Here is a 16,439-nt window from a genome sequence, read left to right as displayed (position 1 = left end):
CTTCTGTCCCGCGGGAGCGGCGCCAGTAGCGACTGCGTATACGCCGCCGTTGACGGTCACACCTTCCAGCTTACCGGAGACCATGGAGAAACCGCTGCCATTGGTGGTGAAGTCGATGGTCAGATCAGAGACATTCAGATTCTCCGCACCGTAGAACAGGTAGTTGCCGTTGACACCAGACTCTACCTTACCAATGGTAATGGTGTGGTTGTTGCCCTTGATGGTCATATTCTCCACATCCCACACCTGCTTCCAGGTATCAATGGAAATATTGCTCAGCAGCTCTACGGTGCCGCCGTTCTTGGCGGCCTGGATGGCCTCGGCCAGGGTGGCGTACTTGATTTCACCAACCTGGGCCACATAGACCTCGCCAGCATTAACAGTGACCTTATTAGTAGTGCCGCCCACGGTTGTAGGTTTAACGGTGACGCTCTCAGTCACCAGGCCGTCTCCGGTGGAACCAGTGGGCTTGATATTGAAGATGTAGTCACCCTCAGTGATGGCGTAGATAACTTTCTTGCCGCCTCGGTCAGAAGAAGACGTATTCTCGTTGAAGGCGGTGATGGCACTGCCGTCTTTGTTGGTGACGGTGGCGCTGGCCGCTCCATCCAGTTCCACCAGGACGCGGTACTTCAGCAGAGCCTTGGACGCCTCGTCCACTGTCAGGGTAGAATTGTAGAACCAGTTGAAGTGAGTGGCGTAGATGACCACATCACCCTTGTAGGTGTTGTCCTCAATGGTAGCCTTGATGGCGCTGCCCTGGCGGTCAGCATCCGTATTGCCTTCCCATTTCTTATACTGGGTGTAGTCCCACAGCTGGAGGTAACTGGTGCCCCAGCTGCCCGGAGTAATGGTGTTTCCGGTGATGGTGATCTTAGTATTGCCGGTAGCCGCCTTGCCCCAGTAGCCGTCGATGGGCACCCGCACATTGGTAAAGGCGTTGTCGGTGAAGGTCATCTCGCCGGCCGCGTGGCCGTCGCCGCAGGTGTAGTAGCCACGCTCGAAGTTCTCGAACGTACAACCGGTGATGGTGATATTGGGCTGGTGAATGTAAAGAGCAGTTGTTCCATTGATGGTCTTAGAGCTGTTAGTAAAGGTGCAACCATCCAGAGTCAGAGCATCCGCAATATTATAATTGAGGATAGTACTGCCATTCTCCGTTACAAAAGCAAGATTTTTCAGGGTGACACCCTTCTGAGTGGTTTTCATGGTGTCATCGCTGACCTTGATGGTTGCGTTCACACCCTCCGCCGCCTGAACAGTAACATTGGCACGGGTGATGGTGAAGGGAGCGTAGTTGCCGGATTGCTGAATGGTTACGGTAACGACACTACCGCTGGTGTCTGCATTAGCTGCGGCAATGGCATCTTCCAGAGTTTTATACGCCGTTGTTGTAGCCCCTATGCTAACTACGACAGGTGCGTTTCCTGTGGTCATATCCTCCACTTTGAGAGTGCCGTCTTCCTGGGGCACAGCAACCACGTTATCCGCAAGTTGGTCAGCAGAAACCTGCTCAAGCGTGCCACTGGTGATTTTGTCGCTTTCATCAAAGGTCACATTAGCGCCCACGGTGGCAGGCTTTGTAGCCGGATATCCATCATGATTACATGAGCCAATTTTAGTGAGGATTTCTACTCCTTCAGAGGTAGCAGTAGTATTGGTAACGGTGCAATCCAGGATCTTGGCAATGCTGGTTGCACTACTTAGATCGGCACCGGCAATCAAACCAGTATTGCCAATGTTGTTGGTTGTGGTGATGGTGGAACTGGAAATTGTACAGTCTTTAATGGTATTGCCGTAATGGGCAATGCCGCAGATACCTCCGGTACGGTCTACGCCGGAAATGGCAACATTGGCAACAGAGCAGTTGGAGATAGTCTGGCTGCCCTCACCGCGATAGCCCCAGATACCGCCCACATAGCTGCCATCGTTGCCCTTGATGTAGGAGCCCTCTTCGCCAGTGACAGAACATCCGTCGACCTTGTTTACATAGCCGTTACCGCCAATGCCGCCGATGTACCACCAGCCGTCGATCTCAATCTCGCCGCTGACGTGGCAGTTGGAGATCTCGCTGCCGGTGAAGCCGCCGCCCACCACGGCGCCCACATACAGGCCGCCCTGGATGTCCACGTTCTCAAAATCCACATTCTTGATAACTGCCGGGGAATTGGTTAGCCCAAAGAGGCCAACATAGCTGTTAGCAACGGTATTGCTAAACCCCTTGTTGATGTACAGGTTGGAGATGGTGTAGTTTCCGTTATCTTCTTTTGCGCCATCAAAGGTACCATTAAAAGGCTTGCTATCCGTACCAATCGGCGTCCACTCTTTGCCGCCCAGGTCAATGTCGGCACCCAGCTTGATGGTCTTGCCGCTAAAGCTGTTGCCCTCATTGACCAGCTTGGCCAGGCCAGCAAGATCGACGGCATCGAACAATGTGTAAGATGCATCCGATTCATGTCCGGTATACCAACTGGTATCCGCCGAATCAATCCAGTTCTCATCTGCCGCCAGCGCCGTAATCGGTAGCAGACTCAGAAGCATTGCGCATGCCAGCAAGATACTGAATACGCGTGTTCGTACCTTTCTCATCGCTTGATTCCTCCCTTAATATTTTTGGCCCGCGCCCGACCCCATTCTGTCCTTAGGGTTCCTTTTGCTCTTTCGTTTAGAAAGAGCAAAAAAGCAGGACGTCCTGCTTTGGCCTAGCCGCAGGCCAAATTTTGATATCAGCATTATACCCGATTAACTCTCATAATGCAAGAGTAAAGGATTTATTTTCCATCCACCATTATGCTGCGTCCTCTTCCAGTTCCGCCAGCGCCTCCCGCTCGGAATCGGCGGAGAACCGGAAGCGGCCCGCAGCGTCGTATACCTCAACGTGTCCAAATACATAACGAAGTTCAAATTCCATGGGTCAGCGCTCCTTTCCTGTATCGTTGGATACAGGATACCAGAGCTGCTGTCCTATAAATCGGACTATTCTTTCAGGTCCGCCAGAAAATCCGTCCAGGCCTGGGGGTTGCGTACGTAATAGAGGGGGCACTCCTTGCCGGTGACGTCGTAGTGGCGGATGACCTGGTCGGTGTCCAGGTGGTACTCGTCCATGAGCCAGCGGACCAGCTTCACCAGGGAGTCGTAGGTGGCCTGGGTAAAGGCCCCGGTGTCGTCAGGATGGCAGCACTCGATGGAGATGGTGTCCCCGTTCCGGGGACCGGTGCAGTAGGCGATCTCATCCAGAGGGACGTTGCAGAGGATCTCCCCGTCCAGACCGATGAGGAAGTGGCTGGAGGCGTAGGTCTCCCCGGTGGTGGCCAGATTTCGAAAGTAGCTGTTGTTCTGCTCCGCCGTGGTACCCGGATTGCCCACGTAGTGGACCACCACGCCGTTGACCTCCTCCATGGGATCGCCGGGGCGGGAGTAGGGGTTGATGGGGAGCAGCTTCTCTGTGATCCAGTCGGGCAGGTCGCCGGAGGGCTGGGGGGAAGAGAAGAACAGCCGCCACACCAGCACTGCCCCAATCGCCAGCACCAGGACCAGCAGAATGGGCAGCACAGGACTGCGGCGGCGTTTTTTGACTCGGGTGGCCATGGCTTGTCCCTCCTTTTTTTGCCATAACGCAGAAACACAGGCCCGCCGCCTGTTGCGGGCCTGTGTTTCCAAGATCTGAAAAAGAGAGGAAAGAGAGGAGTGGTCTTTCTGACCACGCTGTTATCCTATCCTCTCCCTGTGAACCCGTTTTGAACCGGATGTGAACGTTTTGTTAAGGCTGTGAAATTACTCCGCCAGGGACTTGGCCACGTCGGTGAGGTAGTTCTGCTCCAGGTCCTCGATCTTGCCGGCGTCGCAGGCGGCGGCCACGGCGGGGTCCATGGGCAGACGGGCCAGCACCTTCAGGCCCAGACCGGCGGCCACCTGGTCGATGTGGCTCTCGCCAAAGATGGCGTGGCGCTTGCCGCAGTCGGGGCACTGGAAGTAGGAGTAGTTCTCCACCAGACCCAGCACGGGAATGTGCATCATCTCGGCCATCTTCACGGCCTTGGTGACGATCATGCTCACCAGGTCCTGGGGAGAGGTGACCACCACGATGCCGTCGATGGGCAGGGACTGGAACACGGTCAGGGGCACGTCGCCGGTTCCGGGAGGCATGTCCACAAACATGTAGTCCACGTCGCCCCAGATCACGTCGGACCAGAACTGCTTGACGGTGCCGGCGATGACGGGACCGCGCCATACCACGGGGTCGGTCTCATGCTCGGTGAGCAGGTTGAGGCTCATGATGCCGATGCCGGTCTTGGTCTCGGCGGGGTAGATGCCCAGCTCGCTGCCCTCAGCCCGGGTGTGGATGCCAAAGGCGGCGGGGATGGAGGGGCCGGTGATGTCGGCGTCCAGGATGGCCACCTTCTTGCCCATACGGCGCATGGCCACCGCCAGGGAGGAGGTCACCAGGCTCTTGCCAACGCCGCCCTTGCCGCTGACCACGGCGATGACCTTGCCGATGTTGGACAGGCCGTTGGCGGGGACGTGGAGATCCTGAGGGGCAGTGCGCTCGCCGCAGCTCTCGCCGCAGGAGGAACAGTTGTGGGTACATTCTGACATGGTTGATTTCCTTCTTTCCTATGTTGTTACCAGGGATTGATATGGGAAGAGCGGCGGGGGATAGGCCCCCGCCTGTTGGTTATTAGTAGCTGTATGTTCCGCCGCCGATGAACTCCCGGATGAGGGACTCGGGGGGCACCAGGTCCGGGTCCACCGGCTCAAAATACCGGAAGGCGTCCACCAGATCGTGGAACTCGTGATACCGGGGATTGTCCGCCGGGATCTGGTCCACCGCCTCTTTCAGGGCATGGGCGTAGTTGGCGAACACCGACACCTCGTAGGGCAGGGAGGAGTCGATGATGATATTGGCCCGGTTCTTGAAGGGGGAGATGTACTTCTTCTCGCCCCGGCGCACATTATACCACATCAGAAGCGTCTCTAAAAGGTCTGTGCCCCGGAAATTATAGTCACGGACGCCCCGGCGGGAAATGCGCATCCAGGTGCCCTTGAACCGCAGTTCCTCCCCTTCCAGCACGTTGGAGCGGGCGGAGATGTATAGGCCGGTGGCCTCGGGGTGGCGGCCGAAGATATCGTCGTTGAGGGCGTGGATGCCCTCAAAGATGGCGATCTCGTTTTTGTCCAGCTTCAGGAAGGTGCCCCGGCTGTCGTTGCGCATCTGGCGGGCAAACTCGTACTTGGGCACCACCACCCACTCGCCCCGGGATAGCCGGGAAAAGGTCTCGTCCAGCAGGTCCAGGTCCAGCAGCACGGGGGACTCGTAGTCGATGTCTCCCTCGGGGGTGCGGGGGGCAGTCTTGCGGTTGAGGGTTTTATAGTAGTTGTCCATGGAGATGGTGTGAGTGTTCACACCCCGGCGCTCCAGCTCCTGCTCCAGCTTGAGGGCAGTGGTGGTCTTGCCCGAGCCGGAGGGGCCGGACAGCAGCACGATGGGACTCTCCTTCATCCGCTCCAGAATGCGGTCTACCGCGGAGTCGATGCGGCTCTGATAGGCCGCGTCGCAGGCCTCCAGATAGCCTTTGGGATCGGTGCGGATACTCTCGTTGATCTCCTTGAGCTGATAGGGCATAGCGGACCTCCTTACAGGGCGCCGTGGAAGCGGGCCACCCGCTCCTTTCCGGCGCAGACGGCGTCGATCTTCTCCAGATACTCCTTGGGGTACTTGGGGTTGGCTACCCGCTCGATGTAGCCGGTGGCCGGATTGACCAGCTTGGTCACCCCGCCGCCCCCCAGGGAGACGATGGTGTGCAGCTCCTCCATCATGCAGATGTTATACAGGCTCTCGGTGCCCGGCAGGCACCAGCCCACGTTTTCAAAGGAGCCGGACATATACTTCTGACGGTAGAGGTAATAGGGAATCTGCCCCGCTGTACGCAGGGCGGACCAGGCGTACTCCAGCATGGCGGCCACGTCGTCGTCCGAGGGAACGTCGGCCCCCTCCTCCATCAGCCGGGAGCCTTTCTTCATGGCCAGGGTGTGGACAGTGATGTTCTCCGGCTCCATGGCCAGCACCTGGTCCAGGGAGGAGCGGAAGCCGTCCACGCTGTCGGCGGGCAGACCGGCGATGAGGTCCATGTTGACGCAGGGGATACCGCTGTCCCGGGCCAGGGCGTAGGCCCGGCGGATATCCTCGGCCCGGTGGGCACGGCCCATGGCGGTGAGCACATGGTCCTGCATGGTCTGGGGATTCACCGACACCCGGCCGCAGCCCCGGCGGAAGAGGACCTCCAGCTTTTCCCGGGTAATGGTGTCGGGCCGCCCGGCCTCCACCGTGTACTCGGTGCAGGCGGACAGGTCAATGGCGTCGGCCAGCTCCCCCATAAGCCGGTCCAACTGAGGGGCCGCCAGGGTGGTGGGGGTGCCGCCGCCGAAGTAGACCGAGCGCACCTTCAGTCCCGCCCCTGCCAGCATCTCACCGGTGGCCTTGATTTCCCGGGAAAGGCAGTCCAGGAAGGGCTCAATGAGCTTGAGGGCCCGGCCCACGTCGGCGGACACAAAGGAGCAGTAGGCGCACCGGGTAGGGCAGAAGGGGATGCCCACGTAGAGGGACACCTCTTCCGGCCCCAGGCTCCGTTTGACCGCCAGGCTGGCCTGGGCGCAGTCCATGGCCAGCTGCCGCCGCAGGGGGGACACCCGGTAGGTGTCCTTCAGCACCCGCTCGGCCTGGGTGGGGGTGGCGCCGGCCAGCATGGCCTTGGTGGGGATCTTCACCGGCCGCACGCCGGTGAGGGCACCCCAGGGGGGCTCGTTCCCACGGGCGGCCACCCCGGCGTCGTAGAAGGCCAGCTTCAAAATGCGCTGGAGAGCCCGGCTGGTGGAGAGGTCGTCGGTGAGCTCTTCCAGTTTACACCGGCGGCTTGCCCCATATGACTGGCCGTGGTAAGTCAGCCTGGCAGTAGCCGTGGCCCACAGCGTCCCCCGGCTCAGGGAGAGCACCAAAAAGTCCTCCCCGGCGGCGGGGGGCTGGTCGTCATACTCCGGCCGCTGGTCAGGAAAAAGCGTCAATAACATTTGCTCGGCGGCATATTTGTAGTCGTGGCCGCGGAGGTAGAGTTTCATAGCGGAATGATCCTTTCCGGGGAAATGAGATTACCCCATGGCCTCCTGCATATAGTAGTTGCCCTTCCGCTCGGCCTCCAGGGTGGACATACCCATGTGGCCGGGGAGCACGTGGAAGTCGCCGGGCAGCCGGGCCAGACGGGCCAGGGAGGCCATGATCTGCTCATAGCTGCCGCCGGGCAGGTCGGTGCGGCCCATGGAGCCCTGGAACAGGGTGTCGCCGGTGAAGAGGGCGTCCCCCGCCATCAGGCACACCCCGCCGGGGGTGTGGCCGGGGGTGTGGAGCACCTGCACGTCGATGCCCCCCACCTTCACCAGATCGCCGTCGTCATAGGGGGTGGGGTCGGTGCCCAGGGCGGGGAACACCGGATTGCCCAGCTGGGCAATATCGTCGGGATGGAGGTATACCGGCACATTGGGCAGGGCCTTGAGCAGCCCCGCCACGCCGGTGGTGTGGTCGTAGTGGGCGTGGGTCAGCAGAATGGAGATGATCTCCACCCCGTCCGCCTTGGCCTGGGCCAGGATGCGGTCGGCCTCGTCGCCGGGGTCCACCACAGCGGCGGTGTGGGTGTTCTCGTCCTCCAGCAGATAACAGTTGGTGCCGATGGGCCCCACCTGCAAAACGCGGATCTTCATGGGAAATTGCCCCTTTCTTTACATGGTGTCAGTGTCCAGCAGGATGGTCACAGGGCCGTCGTTCTGGCTGTAAACCTGCATATCGGCGCCAAACTCGCCGTGCTGGACCTCAAAGCCCCGGCTGGCGCACTCGGCCATAAACTTCTCATACAGAGGGATGGCGATGTCCGGCTTGGCAGCCCCGGAGAAGCCGGGACGGCGGGACTTGGTGTCGGCGTACAGGGTAAACTGGCTCACCACCAGCAGGGAGCCGCCCACCGCCTCCAGGTTCAGGTTCATCTTCTCGTTCTCATCCTCAAAGATGCGCAGGCCGCACACCTTGTCGGCCATCTTGACGGCCTGGGCCTCGGTATCGGTGGGGGCCACCCCCAGCAGCACCAGGAAGCCCTGGCCGATCTCGCCGTTGACCTTGCCGTCGATGGTGACGGAGGCGTTCTTGACACGGGTCACAACTGCACGCATAGCACAAATTCCTTTCTGATTTACCGGTATTCACGGACAAATCCCTTGGCAAACACGGGATCGATATCAAACACCGCCTTGTCCCCGGCGGCGCATTTCAGCTCGGTGACGTCCACAATGGTCTCGATGGCGCCGATGCCCCCGATGACCCGGGCCTTCTGGCCGTTGATGCGAACGGTGATCTGCCGCCGGGTGAGCCAGCGGCGGATGGCGTCCAGCAGGCCCCCCGCCCAGGGGCGGCCCATGCCGAAGCCGTTCTGATACCCCACGGGGAGCACCGCCACCCGGGTATCCTTTTTCAGGGGGCCGGGGGTGTTGCCTCCCACGATGTGGCCCTTGGGCACCCAGCGGGTCTCCTCCACCTGCACCTCGCCGTAGCCCACCCGGCGCAGGCCGTCCCCTCTGGCCCGGCGGCACCGGCCCATGAGGACCGTGCCTGCCCGGACGCCTCCCAGCCGGGCGGCGGGGTGGTGCATCAGCACATAGGACCCGGCGGCGTGGACGGTGCCCGTCTCAAACCCGGCGGCGCGGATGGCCTCCACCGTCCGGGTGAATTCCTCGATCTGGGCGGACAGAGTGCGGCCCTTCTTGCTGGTGGTGTACAGCTGGGTGCACACGCCGGTGACGGCGATGCCCGGCAGGTCCCGGAAGGTGGACAAGATCTTCTCCGGCTCGCTGGAGAAAAAGCCCCCAAACCCCATGCCGGTGTCGATCTGGATGTGGGCCTCGGCCACGGTGGAGCGGGCTTCCGCCACCCCGTTGAGGGCCAGTCCGCTGTCGTGGGAGCCCACGGTGCAGATCACGTTCAGGTCCAGCAGCTGCTCCAGCTCCTCCCGGTCGGTGGTGCAGCGGAGCATGAGGATCTCCTCCTCCACAAAGCCCGCCTTCCGCAGGGCGGCGGCCTCCGCCACCTCGGACACCGCAAAGCGGCCGATGCCCTCGGCCCGCAGGATCCGGGCCAGCTCCACCAGACCGGCCCCCTGGCCGTCTCCGGTGACCACGCCGTAGATCACGGCGCCCCCCGCCCGTTCCTTTACCACGGAGATGTTGTTTTTCAGCCCTTCCCGCTCGATCACCAGGATTTTCATGGCTCCGCCGCCTTTCCGGGGATAGTCTCTTTCATTATATACTGCCCTCTGATTGCAGTCAATGGAAAGGGTACGGGCCTTGTTTTCAGCGCTGAAAAGTGCTATGATTGAGTATTGATACCTACTTTTTGGGAGGAACCGCTTTGAACCGACAGACCACCAAAATTTCCCCCGCCGACGTGGAGCGTCAGCGGGAGTTCTGCCATAAACTCCACGAGCGCAACGCCGCCCGGCCTACTGCCCCTCTGGCCTTTGTGGACACCTATGGCTGCCAGCAGAATGAGGCCGATTCCGAGCGGCTGCGGGGCTACCTGCGGGAGATGGGCTACGACTTCACCGACAGTGAGGCCGAGGCCGACCTGATCCTCATTAACACCTGCGCCATCCGGGAGCACGCCGAGATGCGGGTGCTGGGCAACGTGGGCGCGCTGGTCCACACCAAGCGGGCCAAGCCCGGCCAGCTCATCTGCGTGTGCGGCTGCATGGCTCAGGAGCCCCACCGCGCCCAGAAGATCAAGGAGAGCTACCGGCAGGTGGACCTGGTGTTCGGGCCCCACGCCCTGTGGCGGTTCCCCGAGCTGCTCTACCGGCTGGTGACCCGCCGGGGCCGTATCTTCGACATCGCCGACGAGCCCGGCTCCATCGCCGAGGGCATCCCGGTGGTGCGCCAGGACAAGGTGAAGGCCTGGGTGTCCATCATGTACGGCTGCAACAACTTCTGCACCTACTGCATCGTGCCCTACGTCCGGGGCCGGGAGCGTTCCCGCCAGCCGGAGGTGGTGCTGGAGGAGATCCGGGGCCTGGTAGCCGAGGGGTACAAGGACATTACCTTGCTGGGCCAGAACGTCAACTCCTACGGCAAGGATCTGGAGAGCCCCATGGACTTCGCAGACCTGCTGAAGGCGGCCTCCGAGATCCCCGGGGACTTCCTGCTGCGCTTTATGACCAGCCACCCCAAGGACGCCTCCCAGAAGCTCTTTGACACCATGGCGTCCTCCCCCAAGATCGCCCCCTGCTTCCACCTGCCCTTCCAGGCGGGCAGCGACCGGGTGCTCAAGGCCATGAACCGGGTGTACGACCGGGCGGGCTACCTGGACAAGGTGCGCCGCCTGCGTCAGGCTATTCCCGACGTGGTCATTACCTCCGATGTCATCGTGGGCTTCCCCGGCGAGACCGCCGAGGAGTTCGAGCAGACCATGACCCTGCTGGACGAGGTGCGGTTTGACGCCCTCTTTACCTTTATCTATTCCCCCCGTGTGGGCACCCCCGCCTCCAAGATGGACGACCCCATCTCCAAGGAGGAGAAGGCGGCCTGGTTCCAGCGGCTGGTGGAGCGTCAGGACCAGATTTCGGAGGAAAAGCACGCGGCCTACATCGGCAAGACGGTGCGCTGCCTGGTGGACGGGCAGGACGACAAGGGCCTCACCGCCCGCACCCCCGGCAACCGGCTGGTGCGCCTCACCGGGGACGAGTCCCTCATTGGCCAGTTTGTGGACGTGAAGATCACCGGAGCCAATAAGTGGTCCCTGATGGGGGAGAAGGCGTAAGTACCCCCTTATCCACAGCATTTACTTTTTTAAAACCATTTTGACCTTAACTATACTGACACAGAAAAGGAGCGCCCGCCATGCCGTCCGAGCTGACCCCCATGATGAAACAATATCTCAAAATGAAGGAGCTCCACCCGGACTGCATCCTTTTCTTCCGTCTGGGGGACTTTTACGAGATGTTCCAGGACGACGCCAAGCTGGCCTCCAAGGAGCTGGATCTCACCCTCACCACCCGGGACCGGGGCAAGCCGGAGGATCAGCGCACCCCCATGTGCGGCGTGCCCTACCACTCCGCCGACGCCTACATCGCCCGGCTCATCGCCAAGGGCTACAAGGTGGCCATCTGCGAGCAGATGGAGGACCCCGCCACCGCCAAGGGGCTGGTGGACCGGGACATCATCCGCATTGTCACCCCCGGCACCGTCATCGCCTCCTCCATGCTGGAGGAGGGCCGCAACAACTTCATCTGCGCCATTTATCAGGACTCCGCCGGGGCGGGGCTGTGCTTCTGCGACATCTCTACCGGCGAGATCTCCGTCACCTCCTTTACCGGCCCTGACGCCGAAGAGCACCTGTGCAACGAGCTGGGCCGCTTCTCCCCCCGGGAGGCCATGCTGTCCGACGGGGCCTACAGCGACGCCGAGCTGCTGGACTTCCTCACCAATAAGCTGGACTGCCGGTGCGAGAACGGCGGGGAGGCCCGCTTCCGGCCCGACGCCGCCCGCTCCCTGGTGGAGGGGCAGTTCACCAGCGGCCTGGACCAACTGCCGGAGGGGGACGACCACGCCCTCCAGGCGGTGGTGGGCCTGCTGAGTTACCTCTACGAGACTCAGAAAACCGACCTTTCCCACATCACCAGCCTCACCTGGTACACCTCCGGCCAGTTCATGGAGCTGGACCTGACCGCCCGGCGCAACCTGGAGCTCACCGAGACCCTCCGCTCCAAGGAGAAGAAGGGCTCCCTGCTGTGGGTGCTGGACAAGACCCGCACCGCCATGGGCCACCGGCTCATCCGCACCTGGATGGAGCGGCCCCTGCTCTCCCCCGGCGCCATCAGCCGCCGGCTGGGTGCGGTGGAGGAGCTGGTGGGCGACCCCATCGGCCAGGACGAGCTGGTGCGCACCCTGCGGGAGGTCACCGACCTGGAGCGGCTCATCGGCCGCATCGTGTACGGCACTGCGGGAGGCCGGGACCTGATGGCCCTGGCCGCCGGTCTGGGCAAGCTGCCCCGGCTGCGGGAGCTGCTCGCCCCCTACTCCGGGGCCCTGCTCACCGCCCTGTCCGCCACTCTGGACGACCTGCCCGACCTGCGGGAGCTGATCTGCTCGGCCATTGTGGACGAGCCCCCCTTCTCCGTCCGGGAGGGCGGATTCATCCGGGAGGGCTACAACCCCGAGGTGGACCGCCTGCGGGACATCCTCACCAACGGCAAGGACCTGGTGGCCGCCGTGGAGGCCCGGGAGAAGGAAAAGACCGGCATCAAGAGCCTGAAAGTGGGCTTCAATAAGGTATTCGGCTACTACATCGAGGTATCCAAGTCCTACTACGACCAGGTGCCCGAGGACTACATCCGCAAGCAGACCCTGGTGAACTGCGAGCGGTTCATCACCCAGGAGCTGAAGGACCTGGAGCACGAGATCCTGTCCGCCCAGGACCGGATCTGCGCCTTGGAGTACCAGCTCTTCTGCGACCTGCGCCAGAAGGCCGCCGCCCGGGTGGGGGACATCCAACGCTCCGCCGCCGCCGTGGCCCAGGTGGACGTGCTCACCTCCTTCGCCGCCGTGGCTGCCGAGCAGGGCTACTGCCGCCCGGAGGTGGACCTGTCCGACGTCATTGACATCTCCGAAGGCCGCCACCCGGTGGTGGAAAAGATGCTGAAAAATGCCCTCTTTGTCCCCAACGACACCCGGATGGACGGAAAAGACAACACGGTTGCCATCATCACCGGCCCCAACATGGCAGGTAAATCCACCTACATGCGGCAGGTGGCCCTTATCGTTCTCATGGCCCAGATGGGCTCCTTTGTCCCGGCGAAGTCCGCCCGCATCGGCATCGTGGACCGGGTGTTCACCCGCATCGGAGCCAGCGACGACCTGAGCGCCGGCCAGTCCACCTTCATGGTGGAGATGACCGAGGTGGCCGAGCTGCTGAAAAACGCCACCAGCAAGAGCCTGCTCATCCTGGACGAGATCGGCCGGGGCACCTCCACCTACGACGGCATGTCCATTGCCCGCTCGGTGTTGGAGTACTGCGCCGACAAAAAGCGGCTGGGGGCCAAGACCCTCTTTGCCACCCATTACCACGAAATCACCGCCCTGGAGGGAGTCATCCCCGGGGTGAAGAACTACAACATCGCCGCCAAGAAGAAGGGAGACGACATTCTCTTCCTGCGGAAAATCGTCCCCGGCGGCGCCGACCAGAGCTACGGCATCGAGGTGGCCAAGCTGGCCGGGGTGCCCGACAAGGTCATCACCCGGGCCCGCCACATCCTCAAGGAGCTGGAGGAGGGCGGGGTACAGACTCCCCAGGCCCCGGCGGCTCCCGCCACCGACCAGGTGTCTCTGCTGGACATGGGGGGCGGCGAGGTGGCCCGGCGGCTCCAGGCCGTGGACCTGAACACCCTCACCCCCATTGAGGCTATGAATCTGCTCTTTGAGCTAAAACAACTGGTATAACCCAAAAAGGAGGAACACGCTATGCTGACCGGACGGCGCCGCCCCTGGCGGCCCCAGCTCACCCGGGCCGAACTGGGCCGGGGGTGGGTCTTTTTCGCCCTGTACGTGTTCCTCTTCCCCTGGCTCATGGGTTGGGTCCAGCGCTCCTATCAGGGGGAGTTCCCGGTGGCCGAGGCCAACGTGGTGTACTACCTCATCATCGTTGCCCTCACCTTTGTGGTGCTGTGGTCCTATCTGAAGCTGAGCTTCCGGCTGCTGCTGGACTGGCTGCCGGAGAACCTGTTCGCCTTTGTCACCGGCCTTGTGGGCGGGGAGATCCTTACCTTCCTGGCAAATCTCATCCCCCTGCCGGTACAGAACCCCAACCTTATGAGCTACCCAGAGCAGTATTACTTCGCCCCCGCCGCCACCATTCTCATTCTGGTGGTGCTCATGCCCCTGGTGGAGGAGGTCTTTTTCCGGGGCCTGCTCTTCACCACCGTTCGGAGCTACAGCCGGGCGCTGGGCTATGTGCTGTCGGTGGCGGTATATGCCTTCTACTGCGCCGCCCAGTTTGTGTACGCCTACGGCATGCTGGACCTGCGGTATCTGCTGCTGATGATCCAGTATGTGCCCATGGCCCTGGCCCTGACCTGGTGCTACGACCGGGGCGGCTCCATCTGGAGCGCCATCGCCCTGCATATGGTCTTTAACGGCTTTACGCTGCTGTCCGCCCTAAGGTAATCCCACGGGGCGTCGGGGACGCCGCCCCCTACCCCCAACTATGTAGGGGCGGGCCTCCCGGACCGCCCGTCATTTCTCCGTTCAGAAAGCTGGTGACCCTATGCCTCACATTCAACAATTAGATTCCCATGTGGCCGACCTGATCGCCGCCGGTGAAGTCGTCGAGCGGCCCGCCTCCGTGGTGAAGGAGCTGATGGAGAACGCCATCGACGCCGGAGCCGACAAGCTGACGGTGGAGATCCAGCACGGGGGCATGACCCTGATCCGGGTCACCGACAACGGCTGCGGCATCAACGCCGACGAGGCCCCCACCGCCTTTCTCCGCCACGCCACCAGCAAGCTGCGCACCGAGTACGACCTGGAGGCCATCGGCACCCTGGGCTTCCGGGGCGAAGCTCTGGCCGCCATCTCCGCCGTGTCCCGGATGGAGCTGCTCACCCGCACCGCCGAATCCCCCCTGGGGGCCGCCCTCTCTCTGGAGGCCGGGGTGGTGGTGAGCCAGGAGGAGGCAGGCTGTCCCCAGGGTACCACTATGGTGGTGCGGGACCTGTTCTACAACACCCCCGCCCGGCTCAAGTTCATGAAGAAGGACTCCGCCGAGGGAGCCGCCTGCTTCGCCATGGTGCAGCGGCTGGCCCTGTCCCACCCGGAGGTGAGCATCAAGTTTCTCCGGGACGGCAAGCAGGACCTGCTCACCCCCGGCGACGGCAAACTCCAGTCCGCCCTGTACGCCGTGCTGGGCCGGGACCTGGCCCTGGGCTTTACTCCAGTAAAGGGCTCCGGGGAGGATATGACGGTCACCGGCTTTGTGTCCCTGCCCACCTGCTGCCGGGGCACCCGGGGCTATCAGCATTTCTTCGTCAACGGGCGGTATGTAAAGAGCCGCACCATGATGGCCGCTCTGGAGGAGGCCTACGCCAACCAGAAGATGGTGGGCAAGTTCCCCGGCTGCGTCCTCCACCTCCAGACCAAGCTCAACGCCGTGGACGTGAACGTCCACCCCACCAAGCAGGAGGTCAAATTCGGCAGCGAGAAAAAGGTATTTGACGCGGTGTATTACGCCGTGAAATCCACCCTGGAGGCCGACCGGTCCCGGCCCTCCGCCCTGGGGGACACCCCCCGGCCCGTCCCCAAGGCCGCCCAGGACACGGTGACCCCTCACCAGACCACCTTCCGCACCATGACGGCGGAGCAGTTCCGCAAGACGGCGGACAAGCCCGCCCCGTCCCTGCCCCTCCGGGATTTTACTGCCCGGACTGTCCAAACCGCCCCGTCTGTACCACGGACGACCGCAAGGGTCGCCCCTGCGGTCCCGGAGCGGCCGGTTTCCACCATCCAGCCCGTACGGCCGGAGCCCAAACCGGCTCCCACCCCGGCTCCCCGGACGGAACCGGCCAAAACCACCCCGCCTGTGGAGGTCGTTCCCGAGCGTCCCAAAGTGACCCCAACCGTCGCTCCTACGGTGATCGAGAAGGAACCCACTCCCATCGTCGTACCTGTGGAACCCCAGACTCCTATCCAGCCTGAGCCGGAAGAGACACCCTGGCGCATGGCAGGCGAGGTCTTAAACACCTACATCATCGTGGAGCAGGGGGACAAGGTGCTCCTCATCGACAAGCACGCCGCCCACGAGCGGATGAACTTCGACCGCCTGAAGGCGGCGGGGTACACCCCCATGGTCCAGACCCTGCTCACCCCGGTGGTCTTTACCCCTCCGGCGGAGGAGGGGGCCGCCCTGCTGGCCCAGCTGCCCCTGCTGGAGCGCTTCGGCTTTGAGGCGGAGGACTTCGGCGGCGGAGCCATCATCGTGCGCACCGCCCCCGACGACGTGGACGCCGCTTCCATCCCCGACGTGCTGCTGGAGCTGGCAGGCAGGCTCATCACCTGCGGCACCGCCGACCCGGACAGCGCCCGGGACGCCCTTCTCCACACCATGGCCTGCAAAGCGGCCATCAAGGGGGGCCAGAAAAACGGGGAGGCCGAGCTGCTCAAGGTGGCCAAAGCCGTCATGGCCGGGGAGGTCAAGTATTGCCCCCATGGCAGGCCTGTGGCTATTGAGCTGACCCGCAGCCAGATCGAAAAACGGTTCGGAAGAGCGTAACTCCCCGGGAAATGTGGCTCCTTCCCCAAGGTTCGACAAAACCTTTCCAGTAATTGGTATATATTGGGTGCATCTCAGAGAAAAAGGAGTG

13 protein-coding genes are annotated in these 16,439 nt (G+C 62.4%); 4 read left to right on the top strand and 9 right to left on the bottom strand.

Features of this window, described 5'->3' with window-relative positions:
- The 9 genes from J9789_RS12300 to J9789_RS12265 form a co-directional block, all read right to left on the bottom strand.
- On the bottom strand, positions 1-2,541 hold a 2,541-nt coding region (locus J9789_RS12300; protein ID WP_209345845.1), incomplete at its 3' end, for a hypothetical protein.
- A 247-nt stretch (positions 2,542-2,788) separates the two neighbouring features.
- The gene (locus J9789_RS17340; RefSeq protein WP_280842709.1) at positions 2,789-2,911 is read right to left on the bottom strand and encodes a hypothetical protein; all 123 of its coding nucleotides are present in this window, start codon (positions 2,909-2,911) and stop codon (positions 2,789-2,791) included.
- 65 nt (positions 2,912-2,976) lie between these two features.
- Entirely contained in the window at positions 2,977-3,588 is a 612-nt protein-coding gene (locus J9789_RS12295; RefSeq protein WP_209345843.1) for a peptidoglycan recognition family protein, read from the bottom strand.
- 186 nt (positions 3,589-3,774) lie between these two features.
- Positions 3,775-4,596, bottom strand: coding sequence for an Mrp/NBP35 family ATP-binding protein (locus tag J9789_RS12290; RefSeq protein ID WP_209345841.1), 822 nt, complete (start codon positions 4,594-4,596; stop codon positions 3,775-3,777).
- Between the two features lie 82 nt (positions 4,597-4,678).
- On the bottom strand, positions 4,679-5,623 hold the full coding sequence (locus J9789_RS12285; protein ID WP_209345839.1) for an adenylyl-sulfate kinase: 945 nt from the start codon (positions 5,621-5,623) through the stop codon (positions 4,679-4,681).
- A gap of 11 nt (positions 5,624-5,634) precedes the next feature.
- Positions 5,635-7,113 (bottom strand): coproporphyrinogen dehydrogenase HemZ, encoded by a 1,479-nt coding sequence (gene hemZ / locus J9789_RS12280; RefSeq protein WP_209345837.1) that lies wholly within the window; start codon positions 7,111-7,113, stop codon positions 5,635-5,637.
- A gap of 30 nt (positions 7,114-7,143) precedes the next feature.
- On the bottom strand, positions 7,144-7,749 hold the full coding sequence (locus tag J9789_RS12275) for an MBL fold metallo-hydrolase (RefSeq protein ID WP_209345835.1): 606 nt from the start codon (positions 7,747-7,749) through the stop codon (positions 7,144-7,146).
- A gap of 18 nt (positions 7,750-7,767) precedes the next feature.
- Positions 7,768-8,211 (bottom strand): D-aminoacyl-tRNA deacylase, encoded by a 444-nt coding sequence (gene dtd, locus J9789_RS12270; protein WP_209345833.1) that lies wholly within the window; start codon positions 8,209-8,211, stop codon positions 7,768-7,770.
- 20 nt (positions 8,212-8,231) lie between these two features.
- Positions 8,232-9,299 carry an alanine racemase gene (locus tag J9789_RS12265; RefSeq protein WP_209345831.1) on the bottom strand — a complete coding sequence of 356 codons (1,068 nt, stop codon included), beginning with the start codon at positions 9,297-9,299 and terminating at the stop codon, positions 8,232-8,234.
- A 143-nt stretch (positions 9,300-9,442) separates the two neighbouring features.
- Between J9789_RS12265 and miaB the strand changes: the two genes are divergently transcribed.
- The 4 genes from miaB (at position 9,443) to mutL (ending at position 16,348) form a co-directional block, all read left to right on the top strand.
- Positions 9,443-10,846, top strand: coding sequence for a tRNA (N6-isopentenyl adenosine(37)-C2)-methylthiotransferase MiaB (miaB, locus tag J9789_RS12260; RefSeq protein WP_209345829.1), 1,404 nt, complete (start codon positions 9,443-9,445; stop codon positions 10,844-10,846).
- A gap of 80 nt (positions 10,847-10,926) precedes the next feature.
- The gene (gene mutS, locus J9789_RS12255) at positions 10,927-13,524 is read left to right on the top strand and encodes a DNA mismatch repair protein MutS (protein WP_209345827.1); all 2,598 of its coding nucleotides are present in this window, start codon (positions 10,927-10,929) and stop codon (positions 13,522-13,524) included.
- Between the two features lie 21 nt (positions 13,525-13,545).
- Positions 13,546-14,247 (top strand): type II CAAX endopeptidase family protein, encoded by a 702-nt coding sequence (locus tag J9789_RS12250; RefSeq protein ID WP_245185253.1) that lies wholly within the window; start codon positions 13,546-13,548, stop codon positions 14,245-14,247.
- Between the two features lie 100 nt (positions 14,248-14,347).
- Positions 14,348-16,348, top strand: coding sequence for a DNA mismatch repair endonuclease MutL (gene mutL / locus J9789_RS12245; RefSeq protein ID WP_209345825.1), 2,001 nt, complete (start codon positions 14,348-14,350; stop codon positions 16,346-16,348).
- The last annotated feature ends 91 nt before the right edge of the window (positions 16,349-16,439 follow it).

Source organism: Flavonifractor sp. AGMB03687 (assembly GCF_017811815.1).
GTDB lineage: Bacteria > Bacillota > Clostridia > Oscillospirales > Oscillospiraceae > Flavonifractor.
The sequence above is the reverse complement of the archived record's forward strand: the minus strand, read 5'-3'. Positions and strand labels throughout refer to the sequence as shown.